At 63.0% G+C, this 16,185-nt stretch carries 10 protein-coding genes; 2 read left to right on the forward strand and 8 right to left on the reverse strand.

The features are described 5' to 3' along the window. Nucleotides 1-65: 65 nt before the first annotated feature. Nucleotides 66-1,475: an OprD family outer membrane porin gene (locus DYL59_RS08485; protein WP_135288771.1), complete on the reverse strand. Its 1,410-nt coding sequence runs from the start codon at nucleotides 1,473-1,475 to the stop codon at nucleotides 66-68. 290 nt (nucleotides 1,476-1,765) lie between these two features. Between DYL59_RS08485 and hglS the strand changes: the two genes are divergently transcribed. Continuing rightward, nucleotides 1,766-3,142 carry a 2-oxoadipate dioxygenase/decarboxylase HglS gene (hglS, locus tag DYL59_RS08490; RefSeq protein ID WP_135288772.1) on the forward strand — a complete coding sequence of 459 codons (1,377 nt, stop codon included), beginning with the start codon at nucleotides 1,766-1,768 and terminating at the stop codon, nucleotides 3,140-3,142. A 46-nt stretch (nucleotides 3,143-3,188) separates the two neighbouring features. On the opposite strand, the gene DYL59_RS08495 is transcribed toward hglS, so the two are convergent. Beyond that, complete coding sequence (locus tag DYL59_RS08495) at nucleotides 3,189-3,413, reverse strand: DUF465 domain-containing protein (RefSeq protein WP_135288773.1); 225 nt, start codon at nucleotides 3,411-3,413, stop codon at nucleotides 3,189-3,191. Between the two features lie 174 nt (nucleotides 3,414-3,587). Between DYL59_RS08495 and tkt the strand changes: the two genes are divergently transcribed. Then, complete coding sequence (tkt, locus tag DYL59_RS08500) at nucleotides 3,588-5,642, forward strand: transketolase (protein WP_135288774.1); 2,055 nt, start codon at nucleotides 3,588-3,590, stop codon at nucleotides 5,640-5,642. Nucleotides 5,643-5,791: 149 nt separating this feature from the next. On the opposite strand, the gene uvrA is transcribed toward tkt, so the two are convergent. From uvrA to lexA, 6 genes are all read right to left on the reverse strand, one after another. Further along, a complete protein-coding gene (gene uvrA, locus DYL59_RS08505; RefSeq protein ID WP_135288775.1) occupies nucleotides 5,792-8,299 on the reverse strand; it encodes an excinuclease ABC subunit UvrA in 2,508 nt (835 codons plus the stop codon). Between the two features lie 8 nt (nucleotides 8,300-8,307). Continuing rightward, entirely contained in the window at nucleotides 8,308-10,008 is a 1,701-nt protein-coding gene (locus DYL59_RS08510) for an ATP-binding protein (RefSeq protein WP_135288776.1), read from the reverse strand. Between the two features lie 109 nt (nucleotides 10,009-10,117). Then, nucleotides 10,118-13,189 carry an error-prone DNA polymerase gene (locus DYL59_RS08515; protein WP_135288777.1) on the reverse strand — a complete coding sequence of 1,024 codons (3,072 nt, stop codon included), beginning with the start codon at nucleotides 13,187-13,189 and terminating at the stop codon, nucleotides 10,118-10,120. A 139-nt stretch (nucleotides 13,190-13,328) separates the two neighbouring features. Then, a complete protein-coding gene (locus DYL59_RS08525) occupies nucleotides 13,329-14,744 on the reverse strand; it encodes a Y-family DNA polymerase (RefSeq protein ID WP_135288779.1) in 1,416 nt (471 codons plus the stop codon). 7 nt (nucleotides 14,745-14,751) lie between these two features. Continuing rightward, nucleotides 14,752-15,366: a translesion DNA synthesis-associated protein ImuA gene (gene imuA, locus DYL59_RS08530; RefSeq protein ID WP_135288780.1), complete on the reverse strand. Its 615-nt coding sequence runs from the start codon at nucleotides 15,364-15,366 to the stop codon at nucleotides 14,752-14,754. Further along, nucleotides 15,366-15,983, reverse strand: coding sequence for a transcriptional repressor LexA (gene lexA, locus DYL59_RS08535; protein ID WP_135288781.1), 618 nt, complete (start codon nucleotides 15,981-15,983; stop codon nucleotides 15,366-15,368). Before lexA ends, imuA begins: the two co-directional genes overlap by 1 nt. Nucleotides 15,984-16,185 lie beyond the last annotated feature (202 nt).

The raw sequence follows: 16,185 nt of genomic DNA on the forward strand, positions 1-16,185 counted from the left end.
TCCTCCCTCTCCTACACAGTGAGGAGCAGTGTAGAACCCATCCACGCCCGTATGCACATGAAGGTTTAGAAGATCGCGTAGGTGTAGTTGAAGATCAGGCGGGTTTGATCCTGGTCGGCAGTGCCGGTGTTTTTGCCGTGATAGGTGCCGGTACGCAAGGTAGTACCGAAGCCTTTCAGAGGACCGGCCTGCACCACGTAGTCCAGACGGAAATCGGTTTCATTTTCCTTCTGGTCAGGGCCACCGGCAGTGGCGGACTTGATGTCTTTACCGTCCAGGTAAGCCACCGACGCCTTCAGGCCCGGGACATAGGCCTTGAAGTCATAGGCGTACTGGCCAAAATTGACCTGCTCACCCGCGCGCGAGAACTGGCCCACCACAGCATCGGTAAACAGGTAAAAGTCGCTGCCGCCCGCGCCCTGTGCGTGTGGGTCGGCAAGGCTGCCCTGGTTGACCCAGACGAAACCGCCATCCCCGCCCACGCCGATATGGCCGAGCATCAGGCTGCTGCCCCCCAACTGATAGGTGAAGGCCGCACTGTAGGTTTTGTTGTCCACTTCACCTGCGTGCTTGGCATAACCACCGTTGTTGTTGAACTTGTAGCCAGTTTCGCCATTCTGGCCATCGTTGGTGCTGTCGAAGTAACGCAGGTCGGTCTTGAACGATTGATCATTGCCCAGGGGCAGTACATGGACCAGGCCGACATAGTTCTGTTTGTAGAAGTCCTCAAGGTTGGCGTAGTAATACTGCAACGTCAGGTTTTTCGCGATGGCGTTGTCGGAAGAGCCAAAGGGTTTGTAATCCACACCGCCAAATTTGAAGCTGTTGCTGTCGCGGGTGCCGCCGGCCACGCTCAAGCCGGTGGAGTTGCTCGACGCACGGCCCTGGGCGTGGTTCAGCTCACCGCCGGTAAAGGTCACGTTGGGAATATCGTTCGAGGTCAGGATGCCGCCATCAAAGGTTTGCGGTGCGACGCGGCTGTCATTGGACACCAGGATCGGCAGCACCGGCGCCAAGCCGCCACCCACATGCAACTCGGTCTGGGAAATACGGAACTTCACGTTACCCGCCGCACGCCCGAAGGAGTCGGCAGGTTCAGTGCCGTTGTTCTTGGTCGGGAAGAAGCTGTTGCCATTACCCGACAGGCCTGCACCTGCGGTGTGGCCATCACCACCGTCCAGGCGCAATGCACCAAAGGCCATCACATCGAAACCGACGCCCAGGGTGCCCTGGGTGTAGCCGGACTTGTAGTCAAAGCGCAGCGCCGTGGCGGTTTCGCGCAAATCGTTGTTGGTGCCCGAGCGGTTATCGGCGCTGTAGTACATGGTCCGTGAACTGACAGCCGCATGGCTGTCTTCCAGGAACCCACTGTGCCCGGTGCCCGTCCCCAAGGAGCCGAGCCCAAAATCATCAGCGTAAACCTGTTGCGCAAGAACGGCGGCGGCGATCGACAGCGCCAGTGTAGAAATCTTCATTAATGACGGCCCCTAAACATTTTTTTATGTGTGTGATGTGCATAACGGCGTTTTCATCCTTGCAAACGTGACGATTCTTTCATGCCGAACGGGGCGAACTCCGTGAAGAATTAGTTAGGAAAACCGGGGGTAAAATGAAAGTTCGCGCAGGCCGTTTTTTGTCATATCCCGGTCATGTCATTCATTTGCAGAATGAAGTCCTGAGGAATCTTCGTTTGCACGGTTAACGCCTGCCCAACAAAATCCAGGCATCGGCCAATTCCACCACCGTCGTCATCAGGAATTTTTCTATGCACACCAGCGCACATGTCAGCCCCGACGAGATCCGCAAGGGCTTTTCCAAGGCCATGTCCGATATGTACCGGGATGAAGTACCGCTGTATGGCGCGTTGATGACGCTGGTGGCCGAGACCAATACCCAGGTGCTCGACAACGCGCCAGGCCTTGCGCAGCAACTGCAACGCACCGGCGAAATCCAGCGCCTGGACATGGAGCGCCATGGCGCCATTCGTGTGGGCACCGCCGACGAATTGGCCACTATCGCGCGCCTGTTCGCGGTGATGGGCATGCAACCGGTGGGGTACTACGACCTGACGCCAGCCGGAGTACCCGTGCACTCCACCGCGTTTCGCGCCGTGCATGAACGCGCCTTGCAAACCAGCCCGTTTCGAGTGTTCACCTCCTTGCTGCGCCTGGAACTGATCGAAAACCCAGACCTGCGCGCCTTTGCCGAGACTGCCCTGGCCAAGCGGGCGATCTTCACTCCCGGCGCCCTGGCGCTGATCGAACAAGCGGAAAAACACGGCGGCCTGAACGCCACCGACGCGGAGGCGTTTATCCGCCAGGCCCTGGAAACCTTTCGCTGGCACCACACCGCCACCGTCACCCGCGCCCAGTACCAGCAACTGAGCGACCAGCACCGCCTGATTGCCGATGTGGTGGCCTTCAAAGGCCCGCACATCAACCACCTCACCCCGCGTACCCTGGACATCGACCAGGTGCAGGCGGCCATGCCAAGCAAAGGCATTACCCCCAAAGCCGTGATCGAAGGCCCACCGCGCCGCCGTTGCCCGATCCTGCTGCGCCAAACCAGCTTCAAGGCCCTCGACGAACCCATCGCCTTCAGCGACGCCCAAGGCAGCCACAGCGCACGCTTCGGTGAAATCGAACAGCGCGGCGTGGCGCTCACTCCCAAGGGCCGCGCCCTCTACGACCAATTGCTCAACGCCGCCCGCGACGAACTCGGCGCATCCCCCAATGAGGGCAACGCTGCGCGCTACGTGCAGTTGATGGAGCAACACTTTGAAGCCTTCCCGGACACCCACGTCGAAATGCGCGAACAGGGCCTGGCCTACTTTCGCTATTTCCCTACCGAACAGGGGTTGGCCGCACGGGGTACAGCCGATCAACCCCACACGCTGGGCACGCTGATCGCGGCGGGCCATGTGGAGGTGGAACCCTTGGTGTACGAGGATTTCCTGCCGGTGAGTGCGGCGGGGATTTTTCAGTCAAACCTGGGGGATGCTGCGCAGAACCACTATGGGGTCAATTCGAACCGGGTGGAGTTCGAAAAAGCGCTGGGGCGCTCAACGATTGATGAACTGGGACTCTATGAAAAGACGCAGCAGCGCTCTATCGATGAATGCATCCGAGCACTGCTGACCTAGCAATGTACGTGGCGAGGCAGCCTGCTCCCTCGCCACAACCATGGCGCTAACCCAAGCGTTCCACAATCTCGTCTTTGACCAGCAAGCGTTTTTTCTTGAGTTTCTCCACTTCCTCATCGCTGGCTTTGGACGACTCCGCCTCCAGCACCTCCCCGTCAGCGGCATCGTACTTATCGAGCAGCGAGTCCAAACGCTTGTCCCCCGCCCTGCGTTCGTGAACGACTTCCTTGCTCAACCCCAAGTCCTGATACAGGTCGTGTTTCACTGGCATGGCGTACCTCCGCAAGTTGATCAATGGCTTACGCCCTAGAAACTAGACCATTGCACAGGGTCTTGTCATGTTTGAGATCAATACGCCCCGTTCGTCGTGGCGCGCGGGATCGGATCAAACCTTTGCCTTGCCCTGCCCTCCACTCTAGATAGCCACCCGAGGGAGACCGGTTTCATGACTCACGCCGCCACCGCTGTCGACACCCAGTGCATCAATACCCTTCGTACCCTGGCGATGGACGCCGTGCAAAAGGCCAATTCCGGCCACCCGGGTACGCCCATGGGCCTGGCGCCGGTGGGGTATACGCTGTGGAGTCGCTTCCTGCGCTACCACCCGGAGCATCCCGACTGGCCCAACCGCGACCGCTTTGTGTTGTCGGTGGGGCATGCCTCGATGCTGCTGTATTCGCTGTTGCATCTGGCCGCAGTGGTCGAGATTGACGCCCATGGCCAGCGCTCTGGCGCGCCGGCCATCAGCCTGGACGATATCAAGCAGTTCCGGCAAATGGGTTCCAAGACGCCGGGCCATCCCGAGTACCGCATGACCACGGGCGTGGAAACCACCACCGGCCCCCTTGGCCAGGGGTGTGCCAACAGCGTGGGCATGGCCATGGCCGGGCGTTGGCTGGGTGAGCGGTTCAACCGTGACGATCAGGCGCTGTTCGACTACAACGTCTACACCCTGTGCGGTGACGGCGACATGATGGAAGGCATCAGCAGTGAAGCCGCATCGATGGCCGGCCACCTGAAGCTGGATAACCTGTGCTGGCTCTACGACAACAACACCATCAGCATCGAAGGCCACACCGAGCTGGCGTTCAGCGAGGACGTGATCAAGCGCTTCCAGGCCTACGGCTGGCACACCCTGCACGTCACCGATGCCAATGACCTACAGGCACTCAGCGGCGCGCTGGAGAGCTTCAAGACCCATCGCGGCGCCCCGACCCTGATCGTGGTCGACAGCGTGATCGGCTACGGCTCGCCCCATAAACACAACACCGCCTCCGCCCACGGCGAACCCTTGGGCGATGAAGAAATTCGCCTGACAAAGGCGGCGTATGGCTGGCCTGAGGACGCCCATTTCCTGGTCCCTGATCAAGCACGCACGGTTTTACGCGATGCCTTGAAGGAACGGGCCGATCCGCTTTACCAACAGTGGCAGAGCACCCTGTCCACGCTCGACCCGCAATTGGCCGACGAACTGCAGCGCATGCGCGCAGGGCATATGCCCGAGCAGTGGCAGGCGCAACTGCCCCGCTTTGCTACCGATGCCAAGGGTGTGGCCAGCCGTGCCTCGGGGGGCGAAGTGTTGAACGCGTTCGCTCAGCAGATCCCCTGGCTGCTGGGGGGGTCGGCAGACTTGTCGCCTTCGACCAAGACCAACCTCACCTTTGACGGTGCCGGGCGTTTCAGTGCCGACGACTACAGCGGGCGCAACCTGCATTTCGGTATTCGTGAGCACGCCATGGGGGCGATTGCCAATGGCATGGCGCTGTCCTATCTGCGGCCGTATACCTCGACCTTCCTGGTGTTTAGCGACTACATGAAACCGCCGATCCGCCTGGCGGCCATTATGGAATTGCCAGTGGTGTTCGTGTTCACCCATGACTCGATTGGCGTGGGTGAGGATGGCCCCACGCACCAGCCTATCGAGCACCTGACCCAACTGCGCGCGACACCAGGGCTGCTGACCCTGCGCCCCGGCGATGCCAATGAAACCCTGGAGCTATGGAAAGTGGCGCTGGCGCAGACGCATCGGCCCAGTTGCATGGTGTTGTCGCGCCAGGCATTGCCGACGTTGGATCGCACAAAATACGCATCGGCATCTGGAGCAGCCAAGGGCGCCTATGTCCTGGCAGCAGCGGACAACCCTGAAGTATTGCTGTTGGCGACCGGCAGTGAAGTCGGCCTTGCGGTGGCGGCCTATGAGCAACTCAAGGCCGAAGGTGTTGCTGCACAGGTCGTTTCAATGCCCAGTTGGGAGCTATTCGAAGACCAGGACCAAGCGTATCGCGACAGCGTATTGCCGCCAGCGATAAAGGCCCGGGTCGTGGTGGAACAGGCCGGCCCCTTGGGGTGGGACCGTTATGTGGGACAGACCGGGGCCAAGGTCGTGATGAACAGCTTTGGCGCGTCGGCACCGTTGGCCAAGTTGCAGGAGAAGTTTGGGTTCACCGCCGAAAATGTGGCCAAGCAAGCCAAGGCCCAGATCCAACTCGCCCAATGTTGATCCATGCCAGGCCGAGAAACTGACTACACCACTGCCCCCCCTGTGGGAGCGGGCGTGCTCGCGCAAGCGGTGGGTCAGTCGCCACAGTTGCTGGCTGACCCTGCGCTTTCGCAGGCAAGCCAGCTCCCGCATTTGACCTCACCGGCCTGCTAGCTAAGCGCTCGGGCCAGGAACGGTGCGGTACGGCTGGCTTTGCTCTTGGCGACTTTCTGCGGCGTGCCGCAGGCAATAACCTTACCGCCCATGTCCCCTGCCCCCGGCCCGATATCAATCACCCAATCACTCTGGGCCACCACGCGCATTTCATGCTCGACCACGACCACTGTGTGCCCCGCATCTACCAGGGTATTGAGTTGGCTGAGCAAACGGTCCACATCACGAGGATGAAGGCCAGTGGTGGGCTCATCCAGCACATACAAGGTGGCCCCCCGTGCATTGCGTTGCAGCTCGGTGGCCAACTTGATGCGCTGCGCTTCGCCACCAGACAGTTCCGTGGCCGGCTGCCCCAGGCGCAGGTAACCCAAGCCGATATCCCGCAGCACCTGCAATGAGCGCAACACCCCAGGCTGTTCGGCAAACACCTCGACCGCCTGCTCCACGGTCAACCCCAACACCTGGGCGATGGTCAGGCCTTGCCATTTGATCGCCAGGGTCTGGGGGTTGTAGCGCGCCCCATGGCACGTTGGGCATGGCGCATACACGCTGGGCATAAACAGCAGTTCGACACTGACAAAGCCCTCTCCTTCACAGTTCGGGCAACGGCCCTTGGCGACGTTGAAAGAGAACTGCCCGGCGTCGTACTGATGTTTTTTAGCGGCGGGTGTCGCGGCAAACAGTTTGCGCACGTTGTCGAACAGCCCGGTATAGGTCGCAAGGTTGGAGCGCGGTGTGCGGCCGATGGGTTTCTGGTCCACCTGGACCAGGCGGCGGATATGTTCCAGCCCCCCGCCGATACGCCCGCCACTGGCTTGCGGGGCATCGTCCTCCAGGCTTGGTTCTTCGTCGCTTTCCACGACGTGCCCCAAGCCCATCCCCACCAGTTCCAGCAGCGCCTGGCTGACCAGGCTGGACTTGCCCGAGCCGGATACGCCCGTCACCGCCGTGAAGCAACCCAGCGGGAAATCCACGTCCAGGCCCTTGAGGTTGTTGCGCGTCACGCCTTCCAGCTTCAGCCAGCCACGGGGTCTGCGACGCGCTGGGTCGGGTACGCGCTTGTCGGCGAACAGGTACGCGCGGGTCTGCGAGGCTTCAACCTGCGCCAACCCCGCCGGCGGCCCGCTGTACAACACATGGCCGCCATGCTCCCCGGCTGCCGGGCCCACATCGATCAGCCAGTCGGCGCGGCGCATGGTTTCCAGGTCATGCTCCACCACAAACAACGAATTGCCCGCCGCCTTCAAGCGGTCCAGCGCAGTGAACAACGCCTCGCCATCCGCCGGGTGCAAACCCGCCGAGGGCTCATCCAGCACATAGATCACGCCGAACAGCTGCGAGCCCAACTGCGTGGCCAAGCGCAGGCGCTGCAACTCCCCGGACGACAACGTCGGCGTGCTGCGTTCCAGGGACAGGTAACCCAAGCCCAACTCGATCAAGGTACTGACCCGCTCCAGCAGGTCCTGGGCGATACGTTGCGCGGCCAGGCGCTTTTCCACCGACAGTTTCATCTTGTCCTGCCCCGCAGCTACCGGGCGTAGCAGGTCGGCAAGCTGGGACAACGACAGCTGCGACAACTCACCAATATCCACCCCGGCAAACTTCACCGACAGCGCCGCCTTGGTCAGGCGCTTGCCTTCGCACAAGGGGCAGGCGCTGCCCTGCATGAACTGCGACACGCGCTTTTTCATCAGCGCGCTTTGCGTGTGCGTGAAGGTATGCAGGATGTAGCGCCGCGCACCGCTGAAGGTGCCCTGGTAACTGGGCTCCAGCTTGCGCTTGAGGGCCTCGCGGGTCTGCTCGGGGGTGAAGCCTGCGTACACCGGGACGGTGGGGGTTTCTTCGGTGAACAGGATCCAGTCGCGCTGTTTTTTCGGCAGCTCGCGCCAAGGGATATCCACGTCATACCCGAGGGTCACCAGGATGTCCCGCAGGTTCTGGCCCTGCCACGCCAACGGCCAGGACGCCACGGCGCGCTGGCGCAGGGTCAGGGAAGGGTCGGGCACCATCAACGCTTCGGTCACCTCGTATACGCGGCCCAGGCCGTGGCACTGCGGGCACGCGCCTTGGGGCAGGTTGGGCGAGAAGTCCTCGGCATACAGCATCGCCTGGCCCGGCGGGTAGCTGCCGGCGCGGGAGTAGAGCATGCGAACCAGGCTCGACAAAGTGGTGACGCTGCCCACCGACGAGCGCGCACTCGGCGTGCCACGCTGCTGTTGCAGGGCCACGGCGGGCGGCAGGCCTTCGATGGAGTCCACATCCGGCACACCCACCTGGTCGATCAACCGCCGCGCGTAAGGCGCCACCGACTCGAAATAGCGTCGCTGGGCTTCGGCATACACCGTGGAAAACGCCAGGGAGGATTTGCCCGAACCCGACACGCCGGTGAACACCACCAGGGCATCCCGTGGAATATCCACATCGACATTGCGCAAGTTGTGCTCACGGGCGCCGCGCACCCGCACATAACCAAGGTGTTGGGGGATGTTGCGCTGTGAAGTCATGGTCAACCTTATCGGGCGGTGAGCACACTGCGCACCCGTTGCGTCAGGGCTTCGGGGCTGTAGGGCTTGCTCAACAGATGAATATCGGAGCTCAGCAGGTGGTTGCTGGAAAGAATGTCGCGGGTGTGGCCGGAGGTGAACAACACCGCCACGGGAGGCTGTTGCGCGCGGGCCCAATGGGCCAGGTCAGTACTTTTGACGCGGCCGGGCATGACCACATCGGTGAAGATCAGGTCGGGCAATACACCGCCTTGCAGCGCCTGCATGGCGCGGTCGCCGTCTTCGGCGGTCAGCACGGTGTAGCCCGATTGTTGCAGTAATTCAACGACAGTCAGGCGCACGCCTTCGTTGTCTTCCACCACCAGGATGGTTTCCTGGCCCCCGCTGTGGGGCATATGGTCGATATGCAGGTCGCGGCTTTCCGGCTCCAGGCTATGGGGGAAGTACATCTGCACCACCGAGCCCTTGCCCTCCTCGCTCCACATCTCTACATGCCCGCCACTCTGGCGCACAAAGCCGAACACCATGCTCAAGCCCAGCCCGGTGCCGTGGCCTTCACGCTTGGTGGTGAAGAACGGCTCGAATACACGCTTGAGCACCGCCGCAGGCATGCCCACGCCGGTATCGGTGACGGCCAGGCGCACGTACTCGCCAGGCTTGATGCTCTTGCCGACGCAATCGACGGGGTTGAGGATGATGTTTTCGCCGGTAATGCGAATTACGCCCTCGCCTTTCATGGCGTCGCGGGCATTGATCGCCAGGTTGAGCAGCGCGTTTTCCAACTGGTTGCGGTCAACGTTGATCAGCCAGGCATCTTGAGGCATGTGCACATCGATATGGATGGTCTCTCCCAGCGCTCGCTGCAGCAACTCGCCCAACCCAGCGTAGATGCGTTGCGGGTTATGCACTGCTGGCGACAACGGCTGGCGCCGGGCAAACGCGAGCAACTGTGCCGACAGCTTGGCCCCCCGCTCCACCGCCGCGATGGCGGCAGTGACACGGCGTTGTACCTGGGGGTTGTCCGGTTCATGGCGAGCCAACAGGTGCAGGTTGCCGGCAATCACTTGCAGCAGGTTATTGAAGTCATGGGCCACACCGCCGGTAAGGCCACCGATGGCTTCCAGTTTTTGCGACTGGCGTAGCTGGTCTTCGGCGGCATAGCGCGCCTGCACTTCGGCGGCCACCCGCTGCTCAAGGTTATGGGTGAGTTCCTGGCGCACCTGTTCGGACTTCACCAGTTCAGTGGTCTCCACCACAATCGCCAGCACCCCGGCGGGCTGCTGGTTGTCCCCGGCCACAGGGCTGTAATACAGGTCGAGCCACACGGTTTCCGGCTTGGCGTTGCGCAGCAGCACCAGGTCCTTGTTGTTGAACGACAAGGTGCCGCCCGCCAGGCAAGTGTCCACCACCTGCCGGTTGAACTCGGCCACCTCCGGCCAACCCAGCTCCACCGGCGTACCCAGCAGGTAGGGGTGGCGACCGCCGGCAAATACCGAATAACTGTCGTTGTAGATCATGTAGCCCAGGCGCCCCCACAGCATCACCATGGGCACCGGCGAGGCCAGCATCATCTGCACAGTGCAGGCCAGGCTGGTGGACCAGCGGTCGAGCGGGCCCAGGTCGGTGGTGGACCAGTCGAATGCGCGAATCCGCTGAGCCATTTCACCGGCCCAACCTTCACAGCCATGGGGGTTGGATAAAAATTGCATCGTTTTGCTCTGCGCAAGAAGAAGACGGTCGCAAAATTTGGAGCGCGCCAGCGGCAGATGGTTTCATCTTGTACAACTTAGGGGGTTCCGGGCGCAGAAGCCACTGACCTTAGTGAAAATCCCGACTGCGCACATTGATGCCCTCCAGCAACGACGACAGGTCGGTGAGGCGCCCGGCAATCAGGTGCCGCACCTCGCCCACCGCCTCCCAGCGCCCGTCCACTTTCAGCAGGCGCGAGCCGACCAGCGCCTGGCGCTGACGCTCGGCCAAGTCGCGCCAGACCACCACATTGAGGTTGCCGAACTCATCTTCCAGGGTCACGAAGGTCACGCCACTGGCCGTGCCCGGGCGCTGCCGCCCCGTGACCAACCCCGCGACGCTGACAGGACGCCCATGCTCCACCGCCATCAGCTCCTCGGAACTGCGGCAGCGCCGCTTGCGCAACTCGGCGCGCAACAACGCCAGCGGATGGGGCCCCAATGTGGTGCCGACCGTCGCATAGTCCGCCTGCAAATCTTCCCCCACCGTTGGAGCCGGTAATTCCACCACCGCTTCATCCGGGCTGGGCAACCCGGCAAAGAGTCCAAGCTGCTTGTGCACCCCAGCCACCTCCCAGCGCGCCTTATGCCGGTTACCGGCCAACGCCCGCAAGGCGCCCGAATCCGCCAGCATGGCCTGAGTGCGGGCATCCAGGCCGGCGCGCTCATCCAGGTCGGCAATGTCGCTGAACGCCCGGCGCTGGCGCGCCGCTTCGATGCGCCGCCCATCCTCCTCACGAAAGCCCGAGATCATCCGCAGGCCCATGCGGATGGCCGGTTGCTGGCCGTCGATGGGTTCCAAGCTGCAATCCCAGTCGCTGGCCAGCACATCCACCGGGCGCACTTGCAGCCTATGGCGCCGTGCATCCTGCAGGATCTGGTCCGGGCTGTAGAAGCCCATGGGCCAGCTGTTGATCAACGCACAGGCAAAAGCGGCCGGCTCATGGCACTTGAGCCAGCAACTGGCGTAGGTCAACAACGCAAAACTCGCCGCATGGGATTCGGGAAAGCCATAGCTGCCAAAGCCTTTGATCTGCTCAAAGATCTGCGCGGCAAACGCCTCGCTATAGCCATTGTTCAGCATGCCGGTACGCAGGCGTTGCTGGTGCGGCTCAAGGCCGCCATGACGCTTCCAGGCAGCCATGGAACGCCGTAACTGGTCAGCCTCGCCGGGGCCATAGTCGGCGGCGACCATGGCGATCTGCATCACCTGCTCCTGGAACAGCGGGATACCCAGGGTGCGCTCCAGCACGGCTTTCAATTGCGGCGACGGGTAAGTGGTCTCCTCCTCCTGGTTCCGCCGGCGCAGATACGGATGCACCATGCCGCCCTGGATCGGCCCCGGTCGCACAATTGCCACTTCGATGACCAGGTCATAAAAGGTCTGGGGCTTGAGCCTGGGCAACATCGACATTTGTGCACGGGATTCGATCTGGAACACGCCGATGGTGTCGGCCTTGCTGATCATCGCGTAGGTGGCGGGGTCTTCCTTTGGAATACTCGCCAGGGCCAGGTCACGGTTGCGATGGCGGCGCAGCAGGTCGAAGCAACGGCGGATTGCGCTGAGCATGCCCAGGGCCAGGATATCCACCTTGAGCAGGCCCACGGCATCGAGGTCATCCTTGTCCCACTGGATAATGGTGCGCTCGGCCATGGCGGCGTTTTCCACCGGCACCAGGGTGTCCAGGGGGTATTCGGAAATCACGAAGCCGCCGGGGTGCTGGGACAGGTGCCGGGGGAAGCCGATCAGTTGTTGGGTGAGCGTCAATACTCGGCGCAGCAGCGGGCTTTCGGGGTCGAATCCCGCTTCACGCAGACGCTCCAGGGGCGGTGCTTCGTCGGTCCAGCGCCCACAGCAATCGGCCAGGGCGTTGATCTGGTCCGGCGGCAAGCCCAGGGCCTTGGCCACGTCGCGCACCGCGCCGGCTGCGTGGTAGCTGCTGACCACCGCCGTCAGCGCGGCGCGGGTGCGGCCGTAGCGCTGGAACACGTACTGCAGCACCTCTTCGCGGCGTTCGTGCTCGAAGTCCACGTCGATATCCGGCGGCTCGTTGCGCTCGCGGGACAGGAAGCGCTCGAACAACATGTTCATCAGGCTGGGGTTGATCTCGGTGATGCCCAGGGCAAAGCACACCGCCGAATTGGCCGCCGAGCCACGGCCCTGGCACAGGATCGAGCGGCTGCGGGCAAAGCGCACAATGTCGTGCACGGTGAGGAAGTAGCTTTCGTAGCCCAGTTCGCTGATCAGCTCCAACTCGTTGTTGATTTGCTGCAAGGTCTTGGCGTCCACGCCCTCTGGCCAGCGCTGGGCGATGCCTTCTTCGGTCACGGCGCGCAGCCAGCTTTTGGCAGTATGGCCGGTGGGCACCAGTTCCCGCGGGTAGTGGTAGCGCAACTGGCTGAGGTCGAAGGTGCAGCGACGGGCAATGGCCTGGGTTTGATCGAGCAAGGCTTGCGGATACAACGCCGCCAGGGCGTCAAGGCTGCGCAGATGCCGCTCGCCATTGGGGTGCAGGCGCGTGCCAGCCTCGGCCACCGGTACGTGATGGCGGATGGCAGTCATGGTGTCTTGCAGGGCTCGGCGGCCACGGGCATGCATGTGCACATCGCCACAGGCCACAGCGGGGATGTGCAAGCTGGCGGCCAGTTGCAGGCGTTGCTCCAGGTGGCGCGCATCGTCCTGGCCGCAATGCAGGTGCACCGCCAACCACAGGCGCCCGGCGAAGGTCCGGCGCAGCCATTGGATATCGGCCTGGGTGTCGCTGTCTTCGGCCACCCACAGCGCCAACAGGCCTGGCAGCGGTTGTTCGAAGTCTTCTTGCAGCAGGCGGTAGCTGCCCTTTTCGGCGCGACGTCGGGCCAGGGTGATCAAGCGACACAGGTGTTGGTAGCCGCTGAGGTCCTCTACCAACAACACCAGTTTCGGACCATTTTCCAGGCGCATCTCACTGCCGATGATCAGCGGCAACGCCACCGCCTTCGCCGCCTGCCAGGCCCGCACAATGCCCGCCAGCGTGCACTCGTCGGTGATCGCCAGGGCGCTGTAGCCTTGATGTTTGGCCCGCTCGAACAACTCCAGCGCACTGGAGGCGCCGCGCTGGAAGCTGAAATTGGACAGGCAATGCAACTCGGCGTAGCTCATGCAAACCACACCCTGTAGGAGCGAGCTTGCTCGCGAAAGTCGTTAACGATAAAGCGGGCTTTCTGGGTGACCGCGCTGCCTTGACGTTTTTCGCGAGCAAGCTCGCTTCTACAGGGAGTTGTGTGAGTCTTTGTGGTGCTCATGCAAACCAGCCTTGCAGCCACAGCCCATCGCTCTGCCCCACTGTGCGGAAGGCCCAGCCTTGTTGACCGGCGCGGGTTTGCACCAGGAAGTAGTCACGGCGGATATCGGCGCCGTCCCACCAACCGGATTCGATGCGCTCGGGGCCCATCAGGATCTGTACGCCGTGCTCGTCCAGCAAGGTCGGTTCGCGGAGCAGCCAGCCGGGGCGCTGGACGTTGTTCAGCGTAGGGCAAGGGGTTTTCTCGGCCGATGTTTGCCAGGCGCACTCGGGGCGATGGTCGGCGTGAAAACGCAGGCCCTGCACAGCCTCATCCCCCAGGCGTGCACGCAGGCGTTCGCGCAGTTGCTCCCAGGGCAGGGTTTGTTGCGGGCGGTCGTCGAACAAGTCTTGGCGCTGCGGTACAAACACCGGCAGGTCCTGGGCGACCAGGCGAAAGCCGCGCACAGGTGAAGTGACTTGCACCTGTTCCAGGCGGCCACGGGCCAATTCGAACAGCATCGCGGGCTCGCGCTCGGCACTGAGCAGGCCGACCTTGATCACACTGTCGGGGGCCTGGGCATGTTCCAAATGCAGGTCAAAACGCTGCACGCCACTGTCGCGGCCACACAAAAACGCCGACAGATCGCCGGTCAGGCGGCGCAAGGGGAACAGCAATGCCTGGTGGGACTGCACGTCGTAATTGAACTCGATGCGCACATCGAACTGGTCCGGCGGCTGGTAGAACGCCAGGGCCAGTGGGCGCTGCCCGGCGAGTGCATCCAAATGCTTGAGCAAACCGGCGTCGAAACGCCGCGCCAAGGTATGCCGGGGCAGCGCCTGCACCTGGGCCAGGGTGCGCAGGCCCATGCGTGACAAGGCGGTGGCGGCTTGCGGGTCAAGGCCGACACGGTCAATGGGCAATGGCGCCAGGGCCTGCCTCAACAGGCCGTCATCGGCCACGGCCAGGCCATCGTAGAGATTGGCCAACACCCGTGCCGCCGCCGGGTTGGGCGCGGCGACGATACGGTGACGAAAGCCCAGCTCGGTCAACTCCTTGCGCAACCGCGCTTCGAACTGCGGCCACGGCCCGAACAGGCCCAGGCTCGACTCGATTTCGAACAGCAAGGCCCGTGGGTAATACAGGCTGACCTGGGAACTGAAACGGTAGGCCCAGGCGGCAAGAAACTGCTGCCAGCGTTCGATTTCGGCGGGGTCGTATTCGGCGCTGGCAAAGGTCTTGGCCAGGGCATGCGCGGCGCTCAGGGATTGGCCGGGGCGCAGGCCCAGGGCGCGGGCCGCCTCATTGACGGTTTGCAGCACGCGCCGTTGCGGCGTGCCGGCCAGCAAGGCCAGGGGTTGGTCGGGTTCGGGGTGCGCACGCTGCACCCCGTCCAGCGCCAATTGCGGGAAGACAATACACACCCAACGCATGGCAACCTCAGTGCCCCGCCAGGGCAATCGGCGCCGGATGGGCCAACCCGCCCCGGCACTTGAGCACCCGCACTTGCGCGGGCTTGGCCTCCACCGCCAGGCGCAGCGCGGCCGGTGATGAGTTGATCGCCTCGCCCAGAGAGCGCCAGGCAAACGCCAGGGTCTGGCCGGTTTCCGCCGCTACCTGCAAGCGCCGCAACGCCCGGTCATCGGCCTTGCGCGGCCAGCACAACACCGCCCCGCAACTGCCCGAGCGCAGGCATTGTTCCACCGCCCACAGCGCGTCGCGCTCCTCGGCCTGGATCACCGAGAGCAGGCGCAGGTCCACCCCGGCGTTCTGCCAGGCATGGGGGTACGGTGTGTAGGGCGGCGCCACCAGCACAATGCGCTCGCCTGCCTTGGATAAGCGCGCCAGTGTGGGCAACACCAGTTGCAGCTCACCCACACCCTCCTTTGCCATCAGGATTTCACTCAAGGCCGACTCCGGCCAGCCACCCGTGGGCAGCACCGCATCCAGCGCCTTGAGCCCCGTAGGATGCACACTGGCTGGCGGCGCAGCAGGCCGGCCTTTCCATACGCGGCCGCCATTGAACAGCGTGTCCAACGCAACGACGGCGCCCATCAGCCTTGCCTCACCAGGCCGCAGAACACCCCTTCGATAGCCAGGTCCTGGTCCGGCCCCACCACGATCGGTTGATACGCAGGGTTGCGTGGCAGCAGGCGCACGCTGTCGCCGTGGCGCTCGAAACGCTTGATGGTCACTTCGCCGTCCAGGCGCGCCACCACAATCTGCCCGTTCAAGGCCTCGGCACTGCGCCGCACGCCCACCAGGTCGCCGTCGAGGATGCCGTCTTCGATCATCGAGTCGCCCTGCACCCGCAGCAGGTAATCCGGGGTTTTGGCAAAGGTGCCGGGGTCCAGTTGCAAGCGGCTGTGCACTTCCGCATCGGCCCCAATAGGCAAGCCTGCGGCCACCCGGCCCAGCACCGGCACATCCAACCATTCAGGGCGTACGGGTTGGTTAAGCAACCGTATGCCCCGCGCCTGGTTGGGGTTGACCTCGATAAAACCGGCTTCGGTCAGCGCCAGCACATGCTTGCGCGCCACGCTGCGCGAGGCAAAACCGAACGCCTCGGCGATCTCGGCGAGGCTGGGAGACTGGCCTTGCTGCGCGATGCGGTCGCGGATAAAGGTCAGGATGGCGGTACGGCGGGGGGTTAGAGTCGTCATGGAGTACATTTGTACTCCTGTGGGAAATTTCTGACAATAGCCGCTAGTCGAGTGAGGTGTCGAAACTTCCCACATAACCGCCGGATTAGCTCTACTCCCCCGCCCAGAAATCCTCTGCAAAGTCCCTCGCCTGACTACACAGGGCGAGGGATTGCAGATGGATTTTCTGATTGGCGGGTTGATCGCTTGATCGCCTTTACCAGCCAAACCA

This window comes from Pseudomonas kairouanensis, from assembly GCF_004682055.1.
In the GTDB taxonomy this organism is placed as follows: Bacteria; Pseudomonadota; Gammaproteobacteria; order Pseudomonadales; family Pseudomonadaceae; genus Aquipseudomonas; species Aquipseudomonas kairouanensis.